Source organism: Yinghuangia soli (assembly GCF_021502675.1).
GTDB classification, from domain to species: Bacteria; Actinomycetota; Actinomycetes; order Streptomycetales; family Streptomycetaceae; genus Yinghuangia; species Yinghuangia soli.
The window spans coordinates 64,611-82,767 of sequence record NZ_JAKFHA010000006.1 but is presented as its reverse complement, the minus strand read 5'-3'; the positions used below and the strand labels follow the sequence as shown (position 1 = coordinate 82,767).

At 72.8% G+C, this 18,157-nt stretch carries 20 protein-coding genes; 10 read left to right on the top strand and 10 right to left on the bottom strand.

The window, feature by feature from the left end:
• Positions 1-188 precede the first annotated feature (188 nt).
• The 4 genes from LZ495_RS13440 to LZ495_RS13425 form a co-directional block, all read right to left on the bottom strand.
• Entirely contained in the window at positions 189-932 is a 744-nt protein-coding gene (locus tag LZ495_RS13440; RefSeq protein ID WP_235052393.1) for a hypothetical protein, read from the bottom strand.
• A 352-nt stretch (positions 933-1,284) separates the two neighbouring features.
• On the bottom strand, positions 1,285-3,114 hold the full coding sequence (locus tag LZ495_RS13435; RefSeq protein WP_235052392.1) for a hypothetical protein: 1,830 nt from the start codon (positions 3,112-3,114) through the stop codon (positions 1,285-1,287).
• Positions 3,115-3,333: 219 nt separating this feature from the next.
• Positions 3,334-4,554 (bottom strand): acetyl-CoA C-acetyltransferase, encoded by a 1,221-nt coding sequence (locus LZ495_RS13430; RefSeq protein ID WP_235052391.1) that lies wholly within the window; start codon positions 4,552-4,554, stop codon positions 3,334-3,336.
• Between the two features lie 138 nt (positions 4,555-4,692).
• On the bottom strand, positions 4,693-5,793 hold the full coding sequence (locus tag LZ495_RS13425) for an SGNH/GDSL hydrolase family protein (protein WP_235052390.1): 1,101 nt from the start codon (positions 5,791-5,793) through the stop codon (positions 4,693-4,695).
• Positions 5,794-6,044: 251 nt separating this feature from the next.
• On the opposite strand from LZ495_RS13425, the gene LZ495_RS13420 reads away from it, so the two are divergent.
• The 4 genes from LZ495_RS13420 (at position 6,045) to LZ495_RS13405 (ending at position 9,615) form a co-directional block, all read left to right on the top strand.
• Positions 6,045-7,424 carry a cystathionine beta-synthase gene (locus LZ495_RS13420; RefSeq protein WP_235052389.1) on the top strand — a complete coding sequence of 460 codons (1,380 nt, stop codon included), beginning with the start codon at positions 6,045-6,047 and terminating at the stop codon, positions 7,422-7,424.
• A 275-nt stretch (positions 7,425-7,699) separates the two neighbouring features.
• The gene (locus tag LZ495_RS13415) at positions 7,700-8,764 is read left to right on the top strand and encodes a GNAT family N-acetyltransferase (protein WP_235052388.1); all 1,065 of its coding nucleotides are present in this window, start codon (positions 7,700-7,702) and stop codon (positions 8,762-8,764) included.
• 133 nt (positions 8,765-8,897) lie between these two features.
• The gene (locus LZ495_RS13410) at positions 8,898-9,218 is read left to right on the top strand and encodes a hypothetical protein (protein ID WP_235052387.1); all 321 of its coding nucleotides are present in this window, start codon (positions 8,898-8,900) and stop codon (positions 9,216-9,218) included.
• Positions 9,219-9,372: 154 nt separating this feature from the next.
• Positions 9,373-9,615 (top strand): chaplin, encoded by a 243-nt coding sequence (locus LZ495_RS13405; RefSeq protein WP_235052386.1) that lies wholly within the window; start codon positions 9,373-9,375, stop codon positions 9,613-9,615.
• Positions 9,616-9,780: 165 nt separating this feature from the next.
• Here LZ495_RS13405 and LZ495_RS13400 read toward each other — a convergent pair whose 3' ends face one another.
• Positions 9,781-10,554, bottom strand: a complete 774-nt coding sequence (locus LZ495_RS13400; RefSeq protein WP_235052385.1) for an SDR family NAD(P)-dependent oxidoreductase — start codon at positions 10,552-10,554, stop codon at positions 9,781-9,783.
• 303 nt (positions 10,555-10,857) lie between these two features.
• Here LZ495_RS13400 and LZ495_RS13395 point away from each other — a divergent pair, with 303 nt between their 5' ends.
• On the top strand, positions 10,858-11,325 hold the full coding sequence (locus LZ495_RS13395; RefSeq protein WP_235052384.1) for an Asp23/Gls24 family envelope stress response protein: 468 nt from the start codon (positions 10,858-10,860) through the stop codon (positions 11,323-11,325).
• Between the two features lie 56 nt (positions 11,326-11,381).
• Here LZ495_RS13395 and LZ495_RS13390 read toward each other — a convergent pair whose 3' ends face one another.
• A complete protein-coding gene (locus LZ495_RS13390; protein WP_235052383.1) occupies positions 11,382-11,852 on the bottom strand; it encodes a cupin domain-containing protein in 471 nt (156 codons plus the stop codon).
• Between the two features lie 212 nt (positions 11,853-12,064).
• Between LZ495_RS13390 and LZ495_RS13385 the strand changes: the two genes are divergently transcribed.
• Both LZ495_RS13385 and LZ495_RS13380 read left to right on the top strand, forming a co-directional pair.
• A complete protein-coding gene (locus LZ495_RS13385) occupies positions 12,065-12,355 on the top strand; it encodes a hypothetical protein (protein WP_235052382.1) in 291 nt (96 codons plus the stop codon).
• Positions 12,356-12,425: 70 nt separating this feature from the next.
• A complete protein-coding gene (locus LZ495_RS13380) occupies positions 12,426-12,653 on the top strand; it encodes a hypothetical protein (RefSeq protein WP_235052381.1) in 228 nt (75 codons plus the stop codon).
• Here LZ495_RS13380 and LZ495_RS13375 read toward each other — a convergent pair.
• Positions 12,650-12,880, bottom strand: coding sequence for a hypothetical protein (locus LZ495_RS13375; RefSeq protein ID WP_235052380.1), 231 nt, complete (start codon positions 12,878-12,880; stop codon positions 12,650-12,652). The genes LZ495_RS13380 and LZ495_RS13375 overlap by 4 nt on opposite strands.
• On the bottom strand, positions 12,873-13,505 hold the full coding sequence (msrA, locus tag LZ495_RS13370; protein ID WP_235052612.1) for a peptide-methionine (S)-S-oxide reductase MsrA: 633 nt from the start codon (positions 13,503-13,505) through the stop codon (positions 12,873-12,875). Before msrA ends, LZ495_RS13375 begins: the two co-directional genes overlap by 8 nt.
• A 158-nt stretch (positions 13,506-13,663) precedes the next feature.
• On the opposite strand from msrA, the gene LZ495_RS13365 reads away from it, so the two are divergent.
• The 3 genes from LZ495_RS13365 to LZ495_RS13355 all read left to right on the top strand — a co-directional run bounded on the left by LZ495_RS13365 (position 13,664) and on the right by LZ495_RS13355 (position 16,622).
• The gene (locus LZ495_RS13365; RefSeq protein WP_235052379.1) at positions 13,664-14,428 is read left to right on the top strand and encodes a hypothetical protein; all 765 of its coding nucleotides are present in this window, start codon (positions 13,664-13,666) and stop codon (positions 14,426-14,428) included.
• A gap of 140 nt (positions 14,429-14,568) precedes the next feature.
• Positions 14,569-15,351: a hypothetical protein gene (locus LZ495_RS13360; RefSeq protein ID WP_235052378.1), complete on the top strand. Its 783-nt coding sequence runs from the start codon at positions 14,569-14,571 to the stop codon at positions 15,349-15,351.
• A gap of 95 nt (positions 15,352-15,446) precedes the next feature.
• On the top strand, positions 15,447-16,622 hold the full coding sequence (locus tag LZ495_RS13355) for a cystathionine gamma-synthase (protein WP_235052377.1): 1,176 nt from the start codon (positions 15,447-15,449) through the stop codon (positions 16,620-16,622).
• 108 nt (positions 16,623-16,730) lie between these two features.
• Here the strand turns inward: LZ495_RS13355 and LZ495_RS13350 are convergent, their stop codons facing one another.
• Together LZ495_RS13350 and LZ495_RS13345 are read right to left on the bottom strand one after the other, a co-directional pair.
• Positions 16,731-17,432 carry a hypothetical protein gene (locus LZ495_RS13350; protein ID WP_235052376.1) on the bottom strand — a complete coding sequence of 234 codons (702 nt, stop codon included), beginning with the start codon at positions 17,430-17,432 and terminating at the stop codon, positions 16,731-16,733.
• A complete protein-coding gene (locus tag LZ495_RS13345) occupies positions 17,429-17,899 on the bottom strand; it encodes a SigE family RNA polymerase sigma factor (RefSeq protein ID WP_235052375.1) in 471 nt (156 codons plus the stop codon). Before LZ495_RS13345 ends, LZ495_RS13350 begins: the two co-directional genes overlap by 4 nt.
• Positions 17,900-18,157 lie beyond the last annotated feature (258 nt).

Below are 18,157 nucleotides of genomic sequence, written 5' to 3'. Positions count from 1 at the left end.
GGGGGCGGGCGGGGGGCCGCGCCCGGGTGTGCCCGGCGGCGCCCGCCGCGGCGCCGGATCCGCCGGCGGCGGCCGAGCCGGGTGGCGCGGCCGCCGAGGCGGTGCTGGACGAGGCGCTGCGCGCGGTGCGCGAGCTGGCCGCGCTCGTCTGACGGTTGGGATGCGGTCCGGATGCGCTCCGGATCCGGTCAGGTGCGGTCGGAGGCCGCCGGGCGGGCGTAGACCCGGTCGGCGAGGAAGTACGCGGTCGACTCGTGGACCAGGAAGGTCAGCGAGCGGCCGCCGCCGACCTCGGAGGTGCCGAGCAGCCGGACCTCCTGGCCCTGTTCGAGGGCGACCGCGACGAGAGCGGCGACCTCGGGGTCGGCCGGCATGACGACCATCGAGCCGCCGTCCGCGAAGTCGAAGACGTCCAGGCCGCCGGCCGTGCCGGAGCGCAGCCCGGTGACCGCGGTGCCGCGCGCCGCGACGCCCAGCAGGTGCGCGCCGGTGAGGTGCGCGGGGAGCATCGGGGCCAGGCCCTGCGACGGATGCGGGGTGGTCGAGCGCAGCGGCGGCATCGCGACCTCGGGAGCGGACGGCAGCTTGGCCATCGCGGGGTCCTGCTCCGGTATGCGCGCGGCGGGCAGCTCGGTGCCGCCGTCGGCCGCAGCCGTGGTCGTGCCGGTCGTCTCGCCCGCCATCTCGGCTGCGTCGGCGACGCGCTGCTCGTGGATCTCGGCGCGGAGCTCCGCGGCGATCTCGGTGAACGCGCCGTCCGCCGCCGCACCGGCGGGTGCCGACTCGGGGTGGAAGAGCGCGGTCATGAACTCCTCGTCCCAGAGCTCGGCCGCGCGGCGCTCGCCGGCGCGGCGGCCGGCCCGGCGTGCCACTGCGGTGACACCGGCGGCGCAGGCGGCGGCGATGAGGGCGGGGACAACGTACGACGACATGGCGAACCAGGACCCTTCGCTGTTGTGGGAGTGGGCTCCGCCGGGAGTAGTGCAGGTCTCCGGCGAAGTGCATCCAGCTTCACCCGCGGCGAGGGCGCGGCGGCAGGGTGCGACGTCCCGCTGCCCAGGGACCTTCGGCGTAGGCCGAACGGGTGGCTCCACCTTCCCGGGGCCGAACAGCACGAAACCCACCTGAGAACGCGCAGGTCAGGTGGGTTTCGTGGGTTATGCACTTATTGTCCGCTTAGGGACTTTCGGTCTACGTGCGTAGACCCCTGATTCCTTGGGATTTTTCCCCGGATCGGTACTGAATCACCCGGATGGCCCATGGCCGACGGGCGAGGCTTGCCGATCAGAAGGGGTAGATGGCCGCTGTGGTCTTGCCGGTGCGGGGGTCCCACTTGATGAAGCCATGCTCGAAGTGGTTCACCCGGGCGCCGTCCCACCACTCCTCGTCCGACGTCGGGAGCCCGAGCTTGCTGTTCTCCGCGCCCATGGCGGCGTAGTGGGCGCGGATGCCGCCGTGCAGCTCAACGATGTGTATGGGCCAGACGTAGATGGACCCGCCCTGGAAATCGACGACCGTGGCCCGGCCGTCCGCCGTCGTGCGCTGACTGGCGATCGGGTAGCCGAGGAAGGACGTGCCACCACCGGTCGCCTCCCACTTGCGACGCGTGTAGTGGTCCATCCAGTGCGCGCCGGTCCGCGGATTCCAGTAGACCGTTCCGTTCCGGAACTCCTGGTAGCGGCCGACGCCGTCGGGCAGGGTCCGTTCGTCCATGATCGGCTCGCCGAGTCCGCCGCCGGCCCACCCGGTGGCCGCCCAGACGCCGCGGACACCGCCGAACACGATGTACGGAATGCGCGCCGGCCCCTGCGGCGAGTAGTTCTGGCCGGGGAACACCGTGCCGCGCTGGAAGTGGATGAAGTACTCGCCGGGGTTGCCGGTGCCGAGGCTGTCGGTGACCGGGTAGCCCAGGTAGCCGCCCGAGCCGCCCGCGGACTGCCACTTGGCGTACGAGACCGGGTCGACGGCATGGGCGTTCGTCGCCGCGGACCAGTAGATCCGCCAGCCGCTGTCGAACTCGACGTAGACGCCCTGTCCGTCGGGTGTCTTCTTCTCGCCGCTCTGCGGCTTGGCCAGCGCCGGGTTCTTGACCCCGCCGAGCTCCAGCCACTTGGCGTGGATGCCGCCGAACAGGATCGTCGGCTGGTGGGTGTTGCCGACCACGATGGTGCCGCGCTCGAACCGCTGGTGCGTGGGCACGGCAGGATCGGTCGTACGGTCGGCCAACGGGAAGCCGAGCACTCCTGAAGGCCCGCCGAGCACCCGGTAGCGGGTGTCGAGCACGACCACGGCTGCACGGTCCGGCGACAGGACGATCGCTCCGCCGCTGAAGTACTGCACGGAGCCCTTGCCACCGGGACCTGCGACCGGGTCGCCGACCGGACTGCCCAGTCCCTCGCGTTCGTTGAGGGTCAGCGCCTTGTACTTTTGGGCCACCTCCGCCGGGACCGCGTACGCCTCGCGGCCGCCCGTAGTCCACCAGATCTCGCCCTTGGCGAAGCCCCACGTCGTGCCGATGTAGTTGCGGACGTCCCAGAGCTTGTCGCCGAACCGGGCGGCTCCGCCGGCCGAGACGTACTTGCGGACCAGTGCCAGGTCGCCCAGCAGGAACACCTGGTCGAGGACTTCGCCGGTCTCGGACAGAGCCTCGACGGTCAGGCTCACGTCCGTGCCCTGGAGGGTGAGCGGGACCACGGTGGTGGCGCCGGTGAACGGGGCCGTGGCGACCGGGCGGAAGGTCTGGCCCGCGGCGTCGGCGGCGGAGACCCGCCACTTGTCGATGGTCACGTCCAGGTCGGACTGCCAGCCGATGTGCGCTGCGTGGATGCCCGAGGCATCGGCCTCCAGTGCGACCGAGATCCGCGGGGCCGCGGCTGCGGCCTGGGGGAGTGCGGGCGCGCCCTCCGGTGCGGACAGTGCGGCTGCCGCGGGCGCCGGGTCCGCCGCGGCGGGCGCAATGTCGGCGCGGGACTGCGGGGCGAGCTTGGGCGCGGCCGACGGCGCGGCACCGGCCGGCTGCGCGAGCGCTGCGATGCCGCCGGTCAGGGCCGTCACGGTGCAGGCGAGTGCGACGGACTTCCGCAGCCGGGCCGAAGAAGTCGTGGATATACGCAAGTTCGGGGATCCCCTCGTGGTGGCCGGGCCGACTCGGCGCGGCCAGGGGATCCTAGCCAGTTGGCGATCACGGGTGAAGCGGTATTTCGCACCGGTCGCGCGGCGGGCTTCGCGGCGGTGCTTCGCGGTCGGCCGCGAACTGCCGTACACAGCCGGATGCCGCGCCTGCCAGGGCAGACGCGGCAACCGACTTCGTACGTGTGGCCTACCGGCCGGGTCTTAGCTGAGGCGCTCCAGGACCATGGCCATGCCCATGCCGCCGCCGACGCACATGGTCTCCAGACCGAACTGCTTGTCGTGCCACTGCAGCGAGTTGATCAGGGTGCTGGTGATGCGGGCGCCGGTCATGCCGAACGGGTGGCCGATCGCGATGGCGCCGCCGTTGACGTTGACCTTGTCCAGCTCGAAGCCCAGGTCCTGGTAGGACGGGATGACCTGGGCGGCGAAGGCCTCGTTGATCTCCACGAGGTCGATGTCCGCGGTGGTCAGGCCGGCCCGCTGCAGCGCCAGGCGGGACGCCTCGACCGGGCCGTAGCCCATGATCTCCGGGGAGAGGCCGGTGACCGCGGTGGAGACCACCCGGGCCAGCGGGGTCAGGCCCAGCTCGCGCGCCTTGGTGTCGGACATGACGATGACCGCGGCGGCGCCGTCGTTGAGCGGGCAGGCGTTGCCCGCGGTGACCGTGCCGTCCTCGCGGAAGACCGGCTTGAGCTGCGAGATGCCTTCGAGCGTGGTGCCCGCGCGCGGGCCGTCGTCGGCGCTGACGACGGTGCCGTCGGCCAGCGTGACGGGGGTGATGTCCTTGGCCCAGAAGCCGTCCGCGATGGCCTTCTCGGTCAGGTTCTGCGAGCGGACCGCGAACTCGTCCTGCTGCTGCCGCGTGATGCCCTTGGCCTGGGCCAGGTTCTCCGCGGTGTAGCCCATGCCGATGTAGACGTCCGGCAGCAGGCCCGCCTCGCGCGGGTCGGACCAGGTCTCGCCCTTCTCGACCGCGGCGGCGGTGCGCGCGGCGGCCTCGGCGAACAGCGGGTTCTTGGTGTCCGGGATCGAGTCGCTGCTGCCCTTGCCGCGGGTCGAGGTGACGACCTCGACACCGGCCGAGATGAAGACGTCGCCCTCGCCGGCCTTGATCGCGTGCAGCGCCATGCGGGTGGTCTGCAGCGAGGACGAGCAGTAGCGGGTGATGGTGGTGCCGGGCAGGTGGTCGAAGCCCAGCATGACGGCCACGTTGCGGCCCATGTTGAAGCCCTGCTCGCCGCCCGGCAGGCCGCAGCCGAGCATCAGGTCGTCGATGTCGCGCGGGTCGAGCGCGGGCACCTTCTCCAGGGCGGCCTTGACCATCATCGCGGTCAGGTCGTCCGGGCGGACGTCCTTCAGCGAGCCCTTGAAGGCGCGGCCGATCGGCGAGCGAGCGGTGGCGACGATGACTGCTTCGGGCATGGGACCACTCCTAGGCCGGCGGTACGAGGACAGGGGAGTCTCTCGTCTGAGCTGAAGCTACTTCCTGGTAGTCGGAGAGGCGAGAGGCATGATCGGATTCGTCCGTGCGATCCGCCACACGCCGTTCCTGACGGCCAGTCAGATCAGGCTACTCGACGGCGCCCCGGTCGCCTCGGCGGGCTCGCTGCCGGGGCCCTCGGCGGACCCGTCCGCGGGCGCCCCTTCGGCCTCCGCGCCGGGCTCGCCGAGTGCGGTGGGCTCCGGGATGCGCTGGCGCCTGCGGTGCCGCAGCAGGGCCCAGCGGCCCCGCGGACCGCGCTCGTTGCCCGCCACCCGGGTGCCGGCGACCTCGGTGCCGCCTTCCTCGACCGCCTCGACGGCCGCGACCGCGATGGGCAGCACGCCCTCGCCGCGGAAGCTGTCCGGGCGCTCCTCGTCCAGCGGCCACAGGTCCAGCGCGGCGCAGACGGACGGCAGGACGGCCATCGCCGCGGTGGAGTAGCCCTCCGCGGACGGGTGGAAGCGGTCCGGGCCGAAGAGGTCGCCGGGCCGCGCCGCGAACTCCGGGCCGAGCAGCGCCCCGATGGACACCGTGCGGCCGCCCGCCTCGACGACCGCGATGGTCTGCGCGGCGGCCAGCGAGCGGCTCCACTGCCGGGCCAGGTAGCGCAGCGGCTGCGCGATCGGCTCGATGGTGCCCAGATCGGGGCAGGTGCCCACGACGACCTCGCAGCCGGCCGCGAGGAGGCGGCGGGTGGCCTGCTCCAGGCGGCGCACCGAATCGGCGGGCCGCACCTGGTGGGTCACGTCGTTGGCGCCCACCATGATCATCGCGACGTCCGGCTCGGCCGCCAGCGCGAGCGTGACCTGGCGTTCCAGATCGGACGACCGGGCCCCGGACTTGGCCACGTTCACCAGGTGCACGGGCCGCTCGGCGACCGCGGCCAGACCGCACGCGATGCGGGCACCGGGGGTGTGCAGCGGATTGTCGACACCGAGCCCTGCGGCCGAGGAGTCGCCGATGACCGCGAGCCGGATCGGCGGGCCCTCGGCCTCCGGGTACTCGCCGTACACGCCGTCCGAGGGAGGCGGTTCGCCGACCGGTTCGCCGACCGTGCGGCGGGCGATCTTCGCTTCGGCGTACAGCACCGCCACCATGGCGCCGGTCAGGACGCCGACTCCGCCGCCGCCGAAGGCCGCAGCGGCGGCGATCCGGCGGGCGGCCCGGGTCCGCATCATCGCGACGGCCCGGGGCAGGTCGGTGGACAGGACATCCGGACTCCTCCCGAGCGGTGGTCGATCGCCGACGCCCTTGCGGGGTCCGGCAAGCCGTGCTCCGACCCTAACCGAACGTCACCATCTGCCATTCCCGTCCGTACTTCCGGCGCGACGCGGAGCGCGGCCGGGCCGGGATAATTCGTCCTAAGGTGTCCGTTGACCGGTCACCCCGGTCACCCTGGCGGATCAAGCCATGGACGCGAAGGAGCCCTGTGCGCTACGTCGACTCGATGCTCGACCTGATCGGCGACACCCCGCTGGTCAAGCTGAGCAGCGTCACCCAAGGACTGCAGGCCACGGTGCTTGCGAAGGTCGAGTACTTCAACCCGGGCGGATCGGTGAAGGACCGCATCGCGGTCCGGATGATCGACGCCGCCGAGGCGTCCGGGCAGTTGAAGCCGGGCGGCGTGATCGTCGAGCCGACCTCGGGCAACACCGGTGTCGGCCTGGCGATGGTGGCCCAGAAGCGCGGCTACCGCTGCATCTTCGTGTGCCCCGACAAGGTGAGCACCGACAAGATCAACGTGCTGCGCGCGTACGGCGCGGACGTCGTGGTGTGCCCGACCGCCGTCGACCCCGCGCACCCGGACTCCTACTACAACGTCTCGGACCGCCTGGTCCGCGAGACGCCCGGGGCCTGGAAGCCGGACCAGTACTCCAACCCGCACAACCCCGAATCGCACTACGTGGCCACCGGCCCGGAGATCTGGGAGCAGACCGACGGGCGCATCACCGCGTTCGTGGCGGGCGTCGGCACCGGCGGCACGATCAGCGGCACCGGGCGCTTCCTCAAGGAGGTCTCCGGCGGCAAGGTGCGCGTCATCGGCGCCGACCCGGAGGGCTCGGTGTACTCCGGCGGCAGCGGCCGCCCGTACCTGGTCGAGGGCGTCGGCGAGGACTTCTGGCCGACCGCGTACGACCGGACCGTGGCGGACCAGATCATCGCGGTCTCGGACCGGGACTCGTTCCTCATGACCCGCCGGCTGGCCCGCGAGGAAGGCCTGCTGGTCGGCGGCTCGTGCGGGATGGCGGTGGCCGCGGCGCTGCGCGCGGCCGAGAGCCTCGGCCCGGACGACGTGGTCGTGGTGCTGCTGCCGGACTCCGGCCGGGGCTACCTCTCCAAGATCTTCAACGACGAGTGGATGGCCGACCACGGCTTCACCGAGGCCGCGCCCGGCGAGGCCAAGGTCGCCGACGTCCTCTCCCGCAAGCAGGGCGACCTGCCCGCGCTGGTCCACGTGCACCCGGACGAGACGGTCGGCGAGGCGATCGGCATCCTGCGCGAGTTCGGCGTCAGCCAGATGCCGGTGGTCAAGCCGGGCGCCGGGCACCCGGACGTCATGGCCGCCGAGGTGGTCGGCAAGATCGCCGAACGCGACCTGCTGGACGCCCTGGTGGCCGGCCGCGCGGGATCCGACGACCCGCTGGAGAAGCACATGTCGGCGCCCATGCCGGTGGTCGGCTCCGGCGAGTCGGTGGCCCGGCTGGCCGCGGTCCTCGAATCCGCGGACGCGGCGCTGGTCCTCGTGCACGGCAAGCCGCAGGGCGTGGTGACGCGCCAGGACCTGCTGGGGCACCTGGCCGGCAGCTGAGCGGGACGCCGCCGGGGGAGGCGCGCCGCCCCCGGCGGATGCGCCGGCACCGCCCGGACTCCTTCCGTGCCCGCTTCTCCCGCGACACCGCGGGTGGAGCGGGGACGGGCGGCAGGCCCGGCGGGCGGCGTGCGGAGCCGGGAAGTGCGTGCCGAGACGCGGTTCTTACATCCGTGGCCCGGTCCGAATCGCCTGGTCATGTCCGCGTAGCCCGCTCGTAACACTCCCGGGCGAGGGTTGATCACGTGCCCGATCCAGCACGGAGGTGATCAACCATGGCGCTCTGGCGAGTCCGCGCGCAGGTCGACGACGATCCGGGCCGGCTGGCCCGCCTCACCGCGGTCCTGGCCGCCCACGACGCGAACGTCCTGGGCCTGAACGTCCAGGCCTGCGAAGGCGGTCCGGTCGACGAGTTCTTCGTGCACGCGCCCGCCTCGGTGGCGGGCGCGGACCTGGAGGACGGCCTGATCGCGGCGGGCGGGCGCAGCGTCGTGGCCCGCCCGGCCGATGCGCACGAGCTGGTCGACGGCCCCACCAAGGCCCTCGTGCTGGCCGCGCACCTGCGCGCCCACCCCGAGGCGCTGCCCCAGGCCCTCGCCGAACTCCTGGGCGCGGGGCCGGGCGGCGCGGACTGGCTCGACCCGGACGCCCCGCTCGGCGGCGTCTACACCGACGATCCGGACGTCCTGTACGTCCCGGTCCCGGACGGCCGCGCGGTGCGCGTGTCCCGGCCCGGCATGCCGTTCACCATGACCGAGGCGGCCCGGGCTGCGGCGCTGGCCCGGATCCCGTCCGAGGCGCCGCTGCCGCCGCCCGCCTCGACCGGCACCTGGCTGCTGCTCTCGGACGGCACCGAGGTGCTGGTGCGCCCGGGGCGGGCCGAGGACGGCGAGCAGGTCCAGCTGATGCACGACCGCTGCTCGGCGGAGAGCCGCCGGCTGCGCTACTTCACCTCGATCCCGCGCCTGCCGCGCGCCGCGCTGGAGCGGCTGCTGGTGCCGCGCGCGGGCGTCACGCTGGTCGCGGTCCGGCCGGACGGCGGCATCGCGGCGGTCGGCTCGCTGCTGCACACCAGCGAGCCGGGCAGCGGCGAACTCGCCCTCCTGGTCGAGGACGCCTGGCAGGGCCGCGGCCTCGGCACCGCGATGCTGCGCCGGCTCGGGTCGCTGGCCCAGGCCCGCGGGCTGGCCGAACTGCGGGCCCACGTGCTGCCCGGCAACCGCAAGATGCTGGGCGTCTTCGAGCGGGCCGGGCTGGCCGGGCAGCGGACCTTCGAAGAGGGCGTGGTCCGGGTGAGCGTGCCGGTGGTGCCGAGTGCGGTGCCGGGGCGGTGCGCCTGACCGGTGCGGCGCACCCGGTCGCACCCCGTGCGGCAGCCCCGCGCCGTACCCCGCGCGGCACCTGCGCGGCGTGCGGAAGCGGGACGGCGCGTCACCCGGAAGGTCGCGGCACCGACGCCGTTAGGCTCCTGCCATGGACACCGCACCTGTTTCCGACACCCCCCAGTTCATCCGGCTCAGCCTCGACATCGTGCTCGAGGTCACCGACGAGGGCGCGCTGCGCGCCGCCGCGCTGGAAGCCGTCAAGGGCGACGACGACCTGAACGCCGAGGAGCGTGCCGAGGCGGTCGCGGCGATCGACGCCGACCTCGCCGAGTCGGTCTCGTACCTGATCGACCCCTTCGCGCTGGTCGCCGACGTGCCCGGCACCGAACTCAGCGAGGCCGGCTGGCAGTCCGAGGGCGCCGAGTACGTGCCCGAGGACGAAGAGGAGCTGGACGAGGACGAGGCCTGACCGTACGGAACCGTCCCGGACGACCGGCCGGCGCCATGGTCACGGTGTCGGCTCCCAACGGGTGAATCCCGCCTCAGGGCGTTGCCCGCCCGGAAGTTCCTTCGTTGTCCCGAGTGCCGCGCGGGCTCGCGCGGCACTGTGACATGGAGGAACAATGAACACGGTCAAGAAGGCGGTCTTCGTTTCCGCCGCCGCCGGCGGTCTCCTGGCCGCGGGCATGGGCGCCGCCTACGCCGGTGCCAACGCCGACGGTGCCGCGACGGGCTCGCCCGGCGTCCTCTCCGGCAACGCGATCCAGGTTCCGGTCCACGTTCCGGTCAACGTCTGCGGCAACACCGTGAACGTGATCGGCGTGCTGAACCCGGCGTTCGGCAACACCTGCATCAACCACGGCTGACGCTGCTCCGAGCAATCGGCTGCACCGCACCGAAGCGTACGGCGGGGGGCGGGCGGGGCCCCCCCTGCCCCCCCCGGGCCCCCCCCGGGGGGGGGGGGGGGGCCCCGCGCCCCCCCCCCCCCCCCCCCCCCCCCCCCCCGCCGTTGCTGTATCCGCGGCCCGGGATCAGGCGTGCGTGCCGCCGTCGATGCGCAGCGTGGTGCCGGTGACGAACTTGCCGTCCTCGGAGGCCAGCGCGGCGATCATGCCGGCGATCACGTCCGGGTGCGCCATGCCCTCGCCGATGAGCGGCATGAGCTTGCCGAACAGCTCCCACTCGGCGTCCGCGGGCACCTGGTTGGGGGTGTCGTCGACGATGCCGCTGGAGATGCTGCCCGGCGCCACGCACAGCGCGCGCAGGCCCTGGCGGCTGTACTCCAGGGCGATCGCGTGGGTGAACGCGTCGATGCCGCCCTTGGACGCGGCGTACGCGGCCATGTACGGGTGCGCGAACGCCGCCGAGGTCGAGCTGAAGTTGACGATGACCGCGCCCTCGCCGGTCTCGAGCAGCGCGGGCAGCGCGGCGCGCGTCATCAGGAACGTGCCGGTCAGGTTGATGTTGATGACCTGGTTCCACACGTCCAGCGAGAAGCTGTGGGTGTGCCCGGCGCGCAGGATGCCCGCGGCGTTGACCAGCACGTCCAGCCCGCCGAGCCGCTCGACCGTCTCGCCGACGCTCTCCGCGACCGCGGCCTCGTTCGCGACGTCCAGGACGCCGGTGGACAGCTTCGCGTCGACACCCGCCTCCTTCGCCATCGCGCGGGTCTTCTCGAGCCCCTCGGCGTTCACGTCGACCGCGTGCACGGAGCCGGCCTCGCGCAGCAGCCGCAGCACGGTGGCCTGCCCGATGCCCGAGCCGCCGCCGGTGACGATGATGCGCTTGTCCTGGAACCTCTCCACTGCTCTTCCTCCTTGCCAAGGGCGGCCGGGGACCGCCTGCTCGTCTGCCCCCATCAGATGGGCAACACGCTGCCGGTTCAAGGGCCGCGGTCGGCGAATTGAAACACGTTCCAGTGGCGGGGGGCGGATCGGCTCCTGCGCCCGGCGACTAATTGATGTGATTTACGGGGGAATGTCAGAGGTCGATACGGGGAATGTCTCCGATTCGCACGCACCCGCACCACCGCTCACTCGTAGCACTCGCTCGACGCGGACGCGCGGTACCGGGGAAGAACCGACGAAAAACCGACGAAAGAGGTACCCATGGCAGAGCGCCAGATCAAGGCGGGCGACACGGGCGCGTCGTCCGGAGCCCCCGGCCACACGATCCAGGTGTCGGCGCTCGAGTCCGACAAGGGGCGTACCGCGATCGCGGACTCGGTCGTGGCCAAGATCTCCGGCGTCGCGGCCCGCGAAATCCAGGGCGTGCACGCGCTGGGCAAGGGCGTGTCGCGCGCGTTCGCCTCGATGCGGCAGCGCGTGCCGGGCGGCAAGCCCAACGTCGCGCAGGGCGTCAGCGTCGAGGTCGGCGAGCGGCAGTGCGCGGTCGACCTGACCCTCATCGTGGAGTACGGCGTGGCCATCGCCGACGTCGCCACCGCGGTCCGGGAGAACGTCATCGAGGCCGTCGAGCGCATGACCGGCCTGGAGGTCGTCGAGGTCAACCTGTCCGTCGACGACATCTACATCGAGGCCCCGGAGGACAACCAGCCGGGCCGCACGCTGGAGTAGCCGCGGCGGGCCTGCGGCGGACGGGCCCGATCACCCCCGTCCGCCGCGCGCCTGCCTCAGCTGTCGAACGGGGCCGGCCCGAGCACCTCGTACCCGGCCCGGTGCGCGGCCGCGGCGATCCGGGGCAGGTTGCCCTCGGTCAGCTCCACGTCGGCCATCTCGTCCGCGAACTCCTCGAAGCCCGACGGCTGCGTGAACTGCAGCAGCACCGCCGACGCCGAACGCACCCGGTACGAATGCGGCACGCTGTGCGGCAGGAACGCGAACCCGCCCCGGCCCATCTCCCAGCGGGCATCCCCGCACACCACGTCGAGCTCGCCGTCGAGCACGTAGAACGCCTCGTCCTCGATGTGGTGCACGTGCAGCGGCGTGGCGAACCCGTGCGGCAGCCGCTGCTCGAACAGCGTGGACTCGTCGCCCGTCTCCGCACCGGTGGCCAGCATGCGCAGCGGCGCCCCGAAGAATTTCCGCGCGCCGCCGATCCCGTCGTCCGGTCCGAGCACATAGCGCCTGTCGGCGGCAGTCATGGCAGCCTCCAACCCCGAAGCGTGCCGGGCGCACCAAGCGCCCGCCTCACATCTCCCACCAGTATCTGCCCGTCACCGCCCGACCGCCCCTCGCCGCCGCTGTTGCCCGGCCCGGCCGGGGGAGGGACGCTGGAATTGCGTGCGACCGGGCACCCCCGTCGCGCTCCCCATCCAGCGCAGTGCTCGGCCGGCGCCGAAACCGGGTGAACGCCATGCGCATGCTGCTGATCGGCCGCCTCGACAACGAGGCCGCCAACAAGGCCATCCTGGACGGATCGATGCCGAAGCGGATCCAAGAGTTGGTCGAACGGCTGAATCCGGAAGCTGCCTACTTCACCACGACCGGCGGCCAGCGGACCTGCTACCTCGTGTTCGACATGCAGGAGTCCTCGCAGATGCCGCCGCTCGGCGAGCCGCTGTTCCTGGCGGGCGGCGCGGTGAGCTTCCGCCCCGTGATGAACCTCGAAGACCTGCAGACCGGCCTGGCCGCGCTGGGGCACTGAGCCAACGGTCCGGTTATCGACCGGGGCGGTGCGGGTATCACTTACGAACGCCCGACGTCAGGAGCCGATCATGCTCACCATCGCCCTCTTCGCCGCCGCCCTGGCCGTCGCCGTCACCGTCCTCACCCTGGTGGTCCGCAGCCGGACGAGCCGCACCGCCACCGTGGAGGGCCTGGCCACCGAGCGGCGCCACACCACGACGGCCCGCGCCGCCGGCGGAATCTGGGGCGTCCACGGCGCCGGCACCCAAGCAACAGCCGCCCGCACCGCCCCCGAGTCCACCCGCGCCTTCCACTAGGCGGACGGGGCCACCTCGTACCGGCTGAAGACGCTGAACAGCAACGCAAGAGAGCTGTGCAGCCGCTCGTCGGCCGGCCCGGCGGCCGCGACGGAGACCTCGTCCCCGCCGACGGCCCGCGCCAAGCGCACATCGCGGTACTCGATCAGCTCCGACACCATCTCCAGGAACGGCCGCACATTGGCCGACCACACCCACGCTGCCGTCGTGTGATCGCGGTCAGCCATCTGCCTTGGCTACGCCGATCGGGCAGGAGACGCCCGTTCCGCCGAGGCCGCAGTAGCCGTTGGGGTTCTTGTCGAGGTACTGCTGGTGGTACGTCTCGGCGAAGTAGAAGGTGTCGGCCGGGAGGATCTCCGTGGTGATGTCGCCGAGCAGGGCCTTGGTCAGGACCTGCTGGTAGGCGTCGCGGGAGGTCTTGGCCGCGGCTTCCTGGGCGGGGGAGTGGGTGTAGACGGCGGAGCGGTACTGGGTGCCCTCGTCGTTGCCCTGGCGGAAGCCCTGGGTGGGGTCGTGGGCCTCCCAGAAGACCTTGAGGAGGGCCTCGTAGGAGACCTTCGCGGGGTCGAAGACGACGCGGACGGCCTCGGTGTGGCCGGTGCGGCCGCTGCAGACCTCTTCGTACGTCGGGTTCGGCGTGGTGCCGCCCTGGTAGCCGACCGCGGTGGTCCAGACGCCCGGGGTCTGCCAGAACTTGCGCTCGGCGCCCCAGAAGCAGCCCAGGCCGAAGTCCGCCACCTCGAGGCCGGCGGGGTACGGGCCGTCCAGCGGGTGGCCGAGGACGGTGTGCTCGGCGGGGATCGCGAAAGGGCGTTCCGGGCGGCCGCGGAGGATCTCGTCGGGGGCGGGCATGCGGGGGGTGAAGTCCCGGCGGTCGAAGAGCACGGTGTCCTCCGTCGGCGAGTGGGGTGCGAGCGGGGCCCCTGGTCGGGCCAGGATGGCCGGTGTGATGATGACGCACTGCGGCGTCGACACAGTACGCCCAACAAATTAAGCTCAAGGGCGATTCCATGGTGCGTTCGGCGGGGGCGGGGGTGCGCGCGGTGCTGGCTGCCGTCGCGGTCTCACTCGCGGCGACCGGCTGCGCGGGGCTCGGGCGCGCGGGGATGGTCTTCGAGGCCGGCGGGTTCCGGGAGCTGGACCCGGGCGAGCCGGGCGCGGTGTCGCCGGACGAAGCCGCCAAGACGCTCATCCGGCAGGTGCTGCCCCGCGGCGACGAGTGGGGGCCGCAGTTCGCCGCGGCGGCGCACGACGAGCTCGATGCGATGCGCACGGACCGCGTCGACGACGACTGCGAGACCGTGCCGGTCGGGATGCCGCAGGACACCCGGGCGGTGATCGGCCGGCGATTCGCGCTGCCGCCGCTGCCGGGCGGGTCGCTGTACGGCATGTCGGCGGGCGCGACGATCTCCGTGCACGGCAGCGAGTCGGCGGCCCGGGCCGAGGTCGCCTTCGCGGCCGACTCCGCGGAGCGCTGCGGCGTGCTTTACGTGGACTCCGAGACCCGCATCGAGGGCGTCGAGCGCATCACGCTGCCGGGCGCGGCGGAGTACGACGAGGTGTCGGCGGAGCACGGTATTCGTACGGACGGGACGTACTCGCCGCGCGAGATGTATTCGTACGTCTCGGCGGTCGCCCGCACGGGCGAGTTCGTGGTCACGGTGTTCGCCGACGCACCGCGGGACGCAGGCGCCCAGGTGGGCGACGAGCTTCGGGCACGGGTGTCCGACATGCTCGAACTCCTGCTGAGCCGCCTGCTCTGCAGCCGCATCTGACGAAGCGTTGGTTGGTCCCGCCGGGGGCGCTTGATCGGGCCGGACCGGCCTGGTGGAAGATGGCGCACCGCGGAGGCGCAGAGAGCGCGGCGATTCGAGGTCGGGGGGACGGTTCGATGAAGCGTACGGCGGGTTTCCGGATGCTGATCGCGGTGGCGGCGTTGCCGCTTGCCATCGGCGGCTGTTCGTCGGCGTCGTCGGCCGGTTCGGCCGCCGCAACAAGAACGGCCGGCACCCCTGTGGAGTCCGCCGAATTCGCGGTGGTGGCGCTGGATTCCGAGGAAGTGCCGTCGCCGAATAGGGACGTGCTGCAGGCCATCAAGGGGATGCTCCCGAGCGCCGCGGACTGGGGACCCCGGTTTGCGGGAGGCGACACGGAAGATGTCGACGATGTGCAGACCGTTCGCTACGACGCGTCCTGTCGCGCGGTCGGGCTGGCGATGCCGAAGGACACACCCGCGTCCCTGACCCGGAATCTGTGGGCGCACTACGACAAGGACGCGCCCGGGTACGGTCCCTTCGCCATGGTGAGCGTGGGGGTGTACGCCAACGAGGCAGCGGCGCGCGCCAGTGCCGGGTTCGTGGCCGACGCCCTGCGGCGCTGCCCGGTCCAGTACTACGACGACGAGGTGCAGTACGAGCGCATCGAGGCGATCGCCTTGCCGGCCGGCACGGATGCCGGGTTCGTCGAGGTCGCCGCCGAGCGGGGCGACTACAACTACACCGGCGAGTCGAGCGGAGTCGCCCGCTACGCCGCGGTGACCGCTCGGCAGGGGAAGGTGGTGGTCAGTGTCTACGTTTCGTCGGGCAGCGAGGAAACGTGGTCCGAGCCCGACACTTCGCGAATCGACGAGGCGCTGAAGGCGCAGTTGGTCGACGGCTTCACGCTGATGGCGGCACGGCTCCCCCAGGCAGGGATCTGACCCGTATTCGGCAGGCATGCGGGTCGCGCAGCCAAACCGGCGGCCGGGCGCGCGGAATACCGGCGGGCCGCCGCACAAGCGCTAGCGTTGCACGCATGAGCGCTGCGAAATCCGGCCACCCCGGTTCCCCCGACCACGGCTTCGAGACGCTGGCCATCCATGCCGGCCAGGAGCCCGACCCGCTCACCGGTGCGGTGGTCCCCCCGATCTACCAGGTCTCCACGTACAAGCAGGACGGTGTCGGCGGCCTGCGCGGCGGCTACGAGTACAGCCGGTCCGCGAACCCGACGCGGACCGCGCTGGAGGAGTGCGTGGCGGCGCTGGAGGCCGGTACGCGCGGGCTCGCGTTCGCATCCGGGCTGGCCGCGGAGGACTGCCTGCTGCGCACGGTGTGCGCGCCGGGCGACCACGTGGTGATCCCGAACGACGCGTACGGCGGCACGTTCCGGCTGTTCGCCAAGGTGCTGGACCGCTGGGGCCTGGCCTGGACGCCCGCGCCGTCGGGCGACGCGGACGCGGTGCGCGCCGCGATCCGGCCCGGGCAGACGAAGGTCATCTGGTGCGAGACGCCCAGCAACCCGCTGCTCGGCGTGGCCGATATTGCGCAGCTCGCGGACATCGCGATGGAGTCCGGCGCGCTGCTGGTGGTCGACAACACCTTCGCGTCCCCCTACTTGCAGCAGCCGCTCACGCTGGGCGCCGACGTGGTCGTGCACTCGACCACCAAGTACATGGGCGGGCATTCGGACGTCGTGGGCGGCGCGCTGGTCGCGGCCGATGCGGAGCTGGGCGACCGCCTCGCCTACCACCAGAACGCGATGGGCGCGGTGGCCGGGCCGTTCGACGCGTGGCTGACGCTGCGCGGCATCCGCACGCTGGGCGTGCGCATGGACCGGCACTGCGCGAACGCCGAGCGGATCGTCGAACTCCTGCGCAGCCACTCGTCGGTGGCCGAGGTCCTCTACCCGGGGCTGCCCGGGCACCCGGGCCACGACGTCGCGGTCAAGCAGATGAAGGCGTTCGGCGGCATGGTGTCGTTCCGGGTCACCGGCGGCGAGCAGCGGGCCGTGGACGTGTGCAACAACGCCAAGCTGTTCACGCTGGGCGAGTCGCTGGGCGGGGTCGAGTCGCTCATCGAGCACCCGGGCCGCATGACGCATGCCTCGGCGGCCGGTTCGCCGCTCGAAGTGCCGGCCGACCTGGTCCGGCTCTCGGTCGGCATCGAGTCGGCCGAGGACCTGGTCGCGGACCTGGAGCAGGCGCTGCGCTGACCCGGGCCCGGTACGCAAGGCAGTTCGCGGCGGCCCCCCCCCCGTGCCCCCCCGGGGGGGGGCGCCCCCCCCCCCCGGGGGGGGGCCCCCCCCCCCCCCCGCGTCCGGTCAGCGCGACGGGACGCCGCATTGCGTGCAGCTCGCGAACGGGATGCCGTCCGGCCCCGACACCGTCACGTCCACCGGCCCGCTGCGCGTGAAGCCCCACAGGAACACCACGCCCGGCAGCCCGGCCGGCCGGTCCGTGGTCATGTCGCCGGTCCCCGAACCGTCGGTCAGCCGCCCGCGGTACGTGGTGCCCGGCGCGGTCCGCCCGACCGCGACCGCCACCACCAGGCGGTAGCCGGCCGGTGCGTACCGGCCCGGGTCGAGCACCGCGACGTCGATGGATCCGGCACCGGGCATGAACCGGCACGACTCGACCCTCCCGGTGTCCTCCGGGAACCGCAGGTCGCCGATGCACCAACCCTGAAGCTGCACCCAGATGTTCGCCCCGAGCCCCACCGTGGTGCGGGGGACCTGCACGTCCGCCGACTCCGGCTGGGGCGGTTCGACCGGGGCGGGCGGCACCGGCGAGGCGCGGGTGCCGGTGCCCGGCAGGGACAGCGCGAACACCACGCCGCCGGCCACGCCCGCGGCCAGCGCGAGGCAGAGTCCGGCCCGCACGGTCCGCAGCCGCAGCGCGCTGCGCCGGGCCTGGTGCGACAGCCCGTGCGGCATCGGGCGGAGCGGGAAGTCCCGGGGGTCCGGTACCGGCCCCGGGCCGGGGTCCGGGGCGGCGGCCGGGAGCGGGTCGACGGTGATGCTCATGGCTGCGCCGCCGGCCGCTGCCCGGCCTGCAGACGCGCTCCGGCCCGCCCGAACGCCGCGCGCACGGTGGTCTCCGGCAGGCCGAGCGCATCAGCGGTGTCGAACTCGTCCAGCCGCGCGTACGCCCGCAGCACCGTCACGGCCCGCTCCAGCCGGGTCAACCGGTCGAGGTCGCGCAGCACTTCGTCGCGTGCGGTGCCCGCGGCGCCGACCGCCAAGGCAGGCTGCCGCCGCCACGGTACGGCCCGCCACGGGTCGAGGTAGCCGGCCATCAGCGCGTGGTGCACGATGCGCGACGGATCCCGGTCGGGGGTGCGGTGCCACTTCAGGTACGTCCGTGCCAGCGCCCGGCGTACGCGCCGCTCGGCACGCTCCGGATCCCCGGTCAGCAGCTCCGCGGTATGCAGGAGGCGGTCCCCGACGGCTGTCACGAAGGCGTCGAACTCACGTTGATCGCGGCGGTGCACGACACCTCCTGGCGGTGTGTCTCGTGGTGTGCACTTGTTCCACCCAGGGCACGAATGGATTCCCTTGACCGGAATATCACGAGTAGACATCCATCTGGACCGGTTTCCCGGGGTTTCCTCGTCACCATCTGCACCTGTGCGGTATCGGAGCGTTCGTTTCAGGCTGCCCGGCACGGCGTCCGACATGCGCGGCACAGTGAGTGCGGACAACGGGCACACGGCGGCAGCCGGGGCCCTATCCTTCGAGCCACCGACAAC

Bases quoted from the DNA above. Each gene is read 5' to 3' on its own strand.
- LZ495_RS13440 (WP_235052393.1), bottom strand. From the start codon at position 932: ATGTCGTCGTACGTTGTCCCCGCCCTCATCGCCGCCGCCTGCGCCGCC.
- LZ495_RS13430 (WP_235052391.1), bottom strand. From the start codon at position 4,554: ATGCCCGAAGCAGTCATCGTCGCCACCGCTCGCTCGCCGATCGGCCGC.
- LZ495_RS13425 (WP_235052390.1), bottom strand. From the start codon at position 5,793: ATGATGCGGACCCGGGCCGCCCGCCGGATCGCCGCCGCTGCGGCCTTC.
- LZ495_RS13415 (WP_235052388.1), top strand. From the start codon at position 7,700: ATGGCGCTCTGGCGAGTCCGCGCGCAGGTCGACGACGATCCGGGCCGG.
- LZ495_RS13410 (WP_235052387.1), top strand. From the start codon at position 8,898: ATGGACACCGCACCTGTTTCCGACACCCCCCAGTTCATCCGGCTCAGC.
- LZ495_RS13405 (WP_235052386.1), top strand. From the start codon at position 9,373: ATGAACACGGTCAAGAAGGCGGTCTTCGTTTCCGCCGCCGCCGGCGGT.
- LZ495_RS13395 (WP_235052384.1), top strand. From the start codon at position 10,858: ATGGCAGAGCGCCAGATCAAGGCGGGCGACACGGGCGCGTCGTCCGGA.
- LZ495_RS13390 (WP_235052383.1), bottom strand. From the start codon at position 11,852: ATGACTGCCGCCGACAGGCGCTATGTGCTCGGACCGGACGACGGGATC.
- LZ495_RS13385 (WP_235052382.1), top strand. From the start codon at position 12,065: ATGCGCATGCTGCTGATCGGCCGCCTCGACAACGAGGCCGCCAACAAG.
- LZ495_RS13380 (WP_235052381.1), top strand. From the start codon at position 12,426: ATGCTCACCATCGCCCTCTTCGCCGCCGCCCTGGCCGTCGCCGTCACC.
- LZ495_RS13375 (WP_235052380.1), bottom strand. From the start codon at position 12,880: ATGGCTGACCGCGATCACACGACGGCAGCGTGGGTGTGGTCGGCCAAT.
- msrA (WP_235052612.1), bottom strand. From the start codon at position 13,505: ATGCCCGCCCCCGACGAGATCCTCCGCGGCCGCCCGGAACGCCCTTTC.
- LZ495_RS13365 (WP_235052379.1), top strand. From the start codon at position 13,664: ATGGTGCGTTCGGCGGGGGCGGGGGTGCGCGCGGTGCTGGCTGCCGTC.
- LZ495_RS13360 (WP_235052378.1), top strand. From the start codon at position 14,569: ATGCTGATCGCGGTGGCGGCGTTGCCGCTTGCCATCGGCGGCTGTTCG.
- LZ495_RS13355 (WP_235052377.1), top strand. From the start codon at position 15,447: ATGAGCGCTGCGAAATCCGGCCACCCCGGTTCCCCCGACCACGGCTTC.
- LZ495_RS13350 (WP_235052376.1), bottom strand. From the start codon at position 17,432: ATGAGCATCACCGTCGACCCGCTCCCGGCCGCCGCCCCGGACCCCGGC.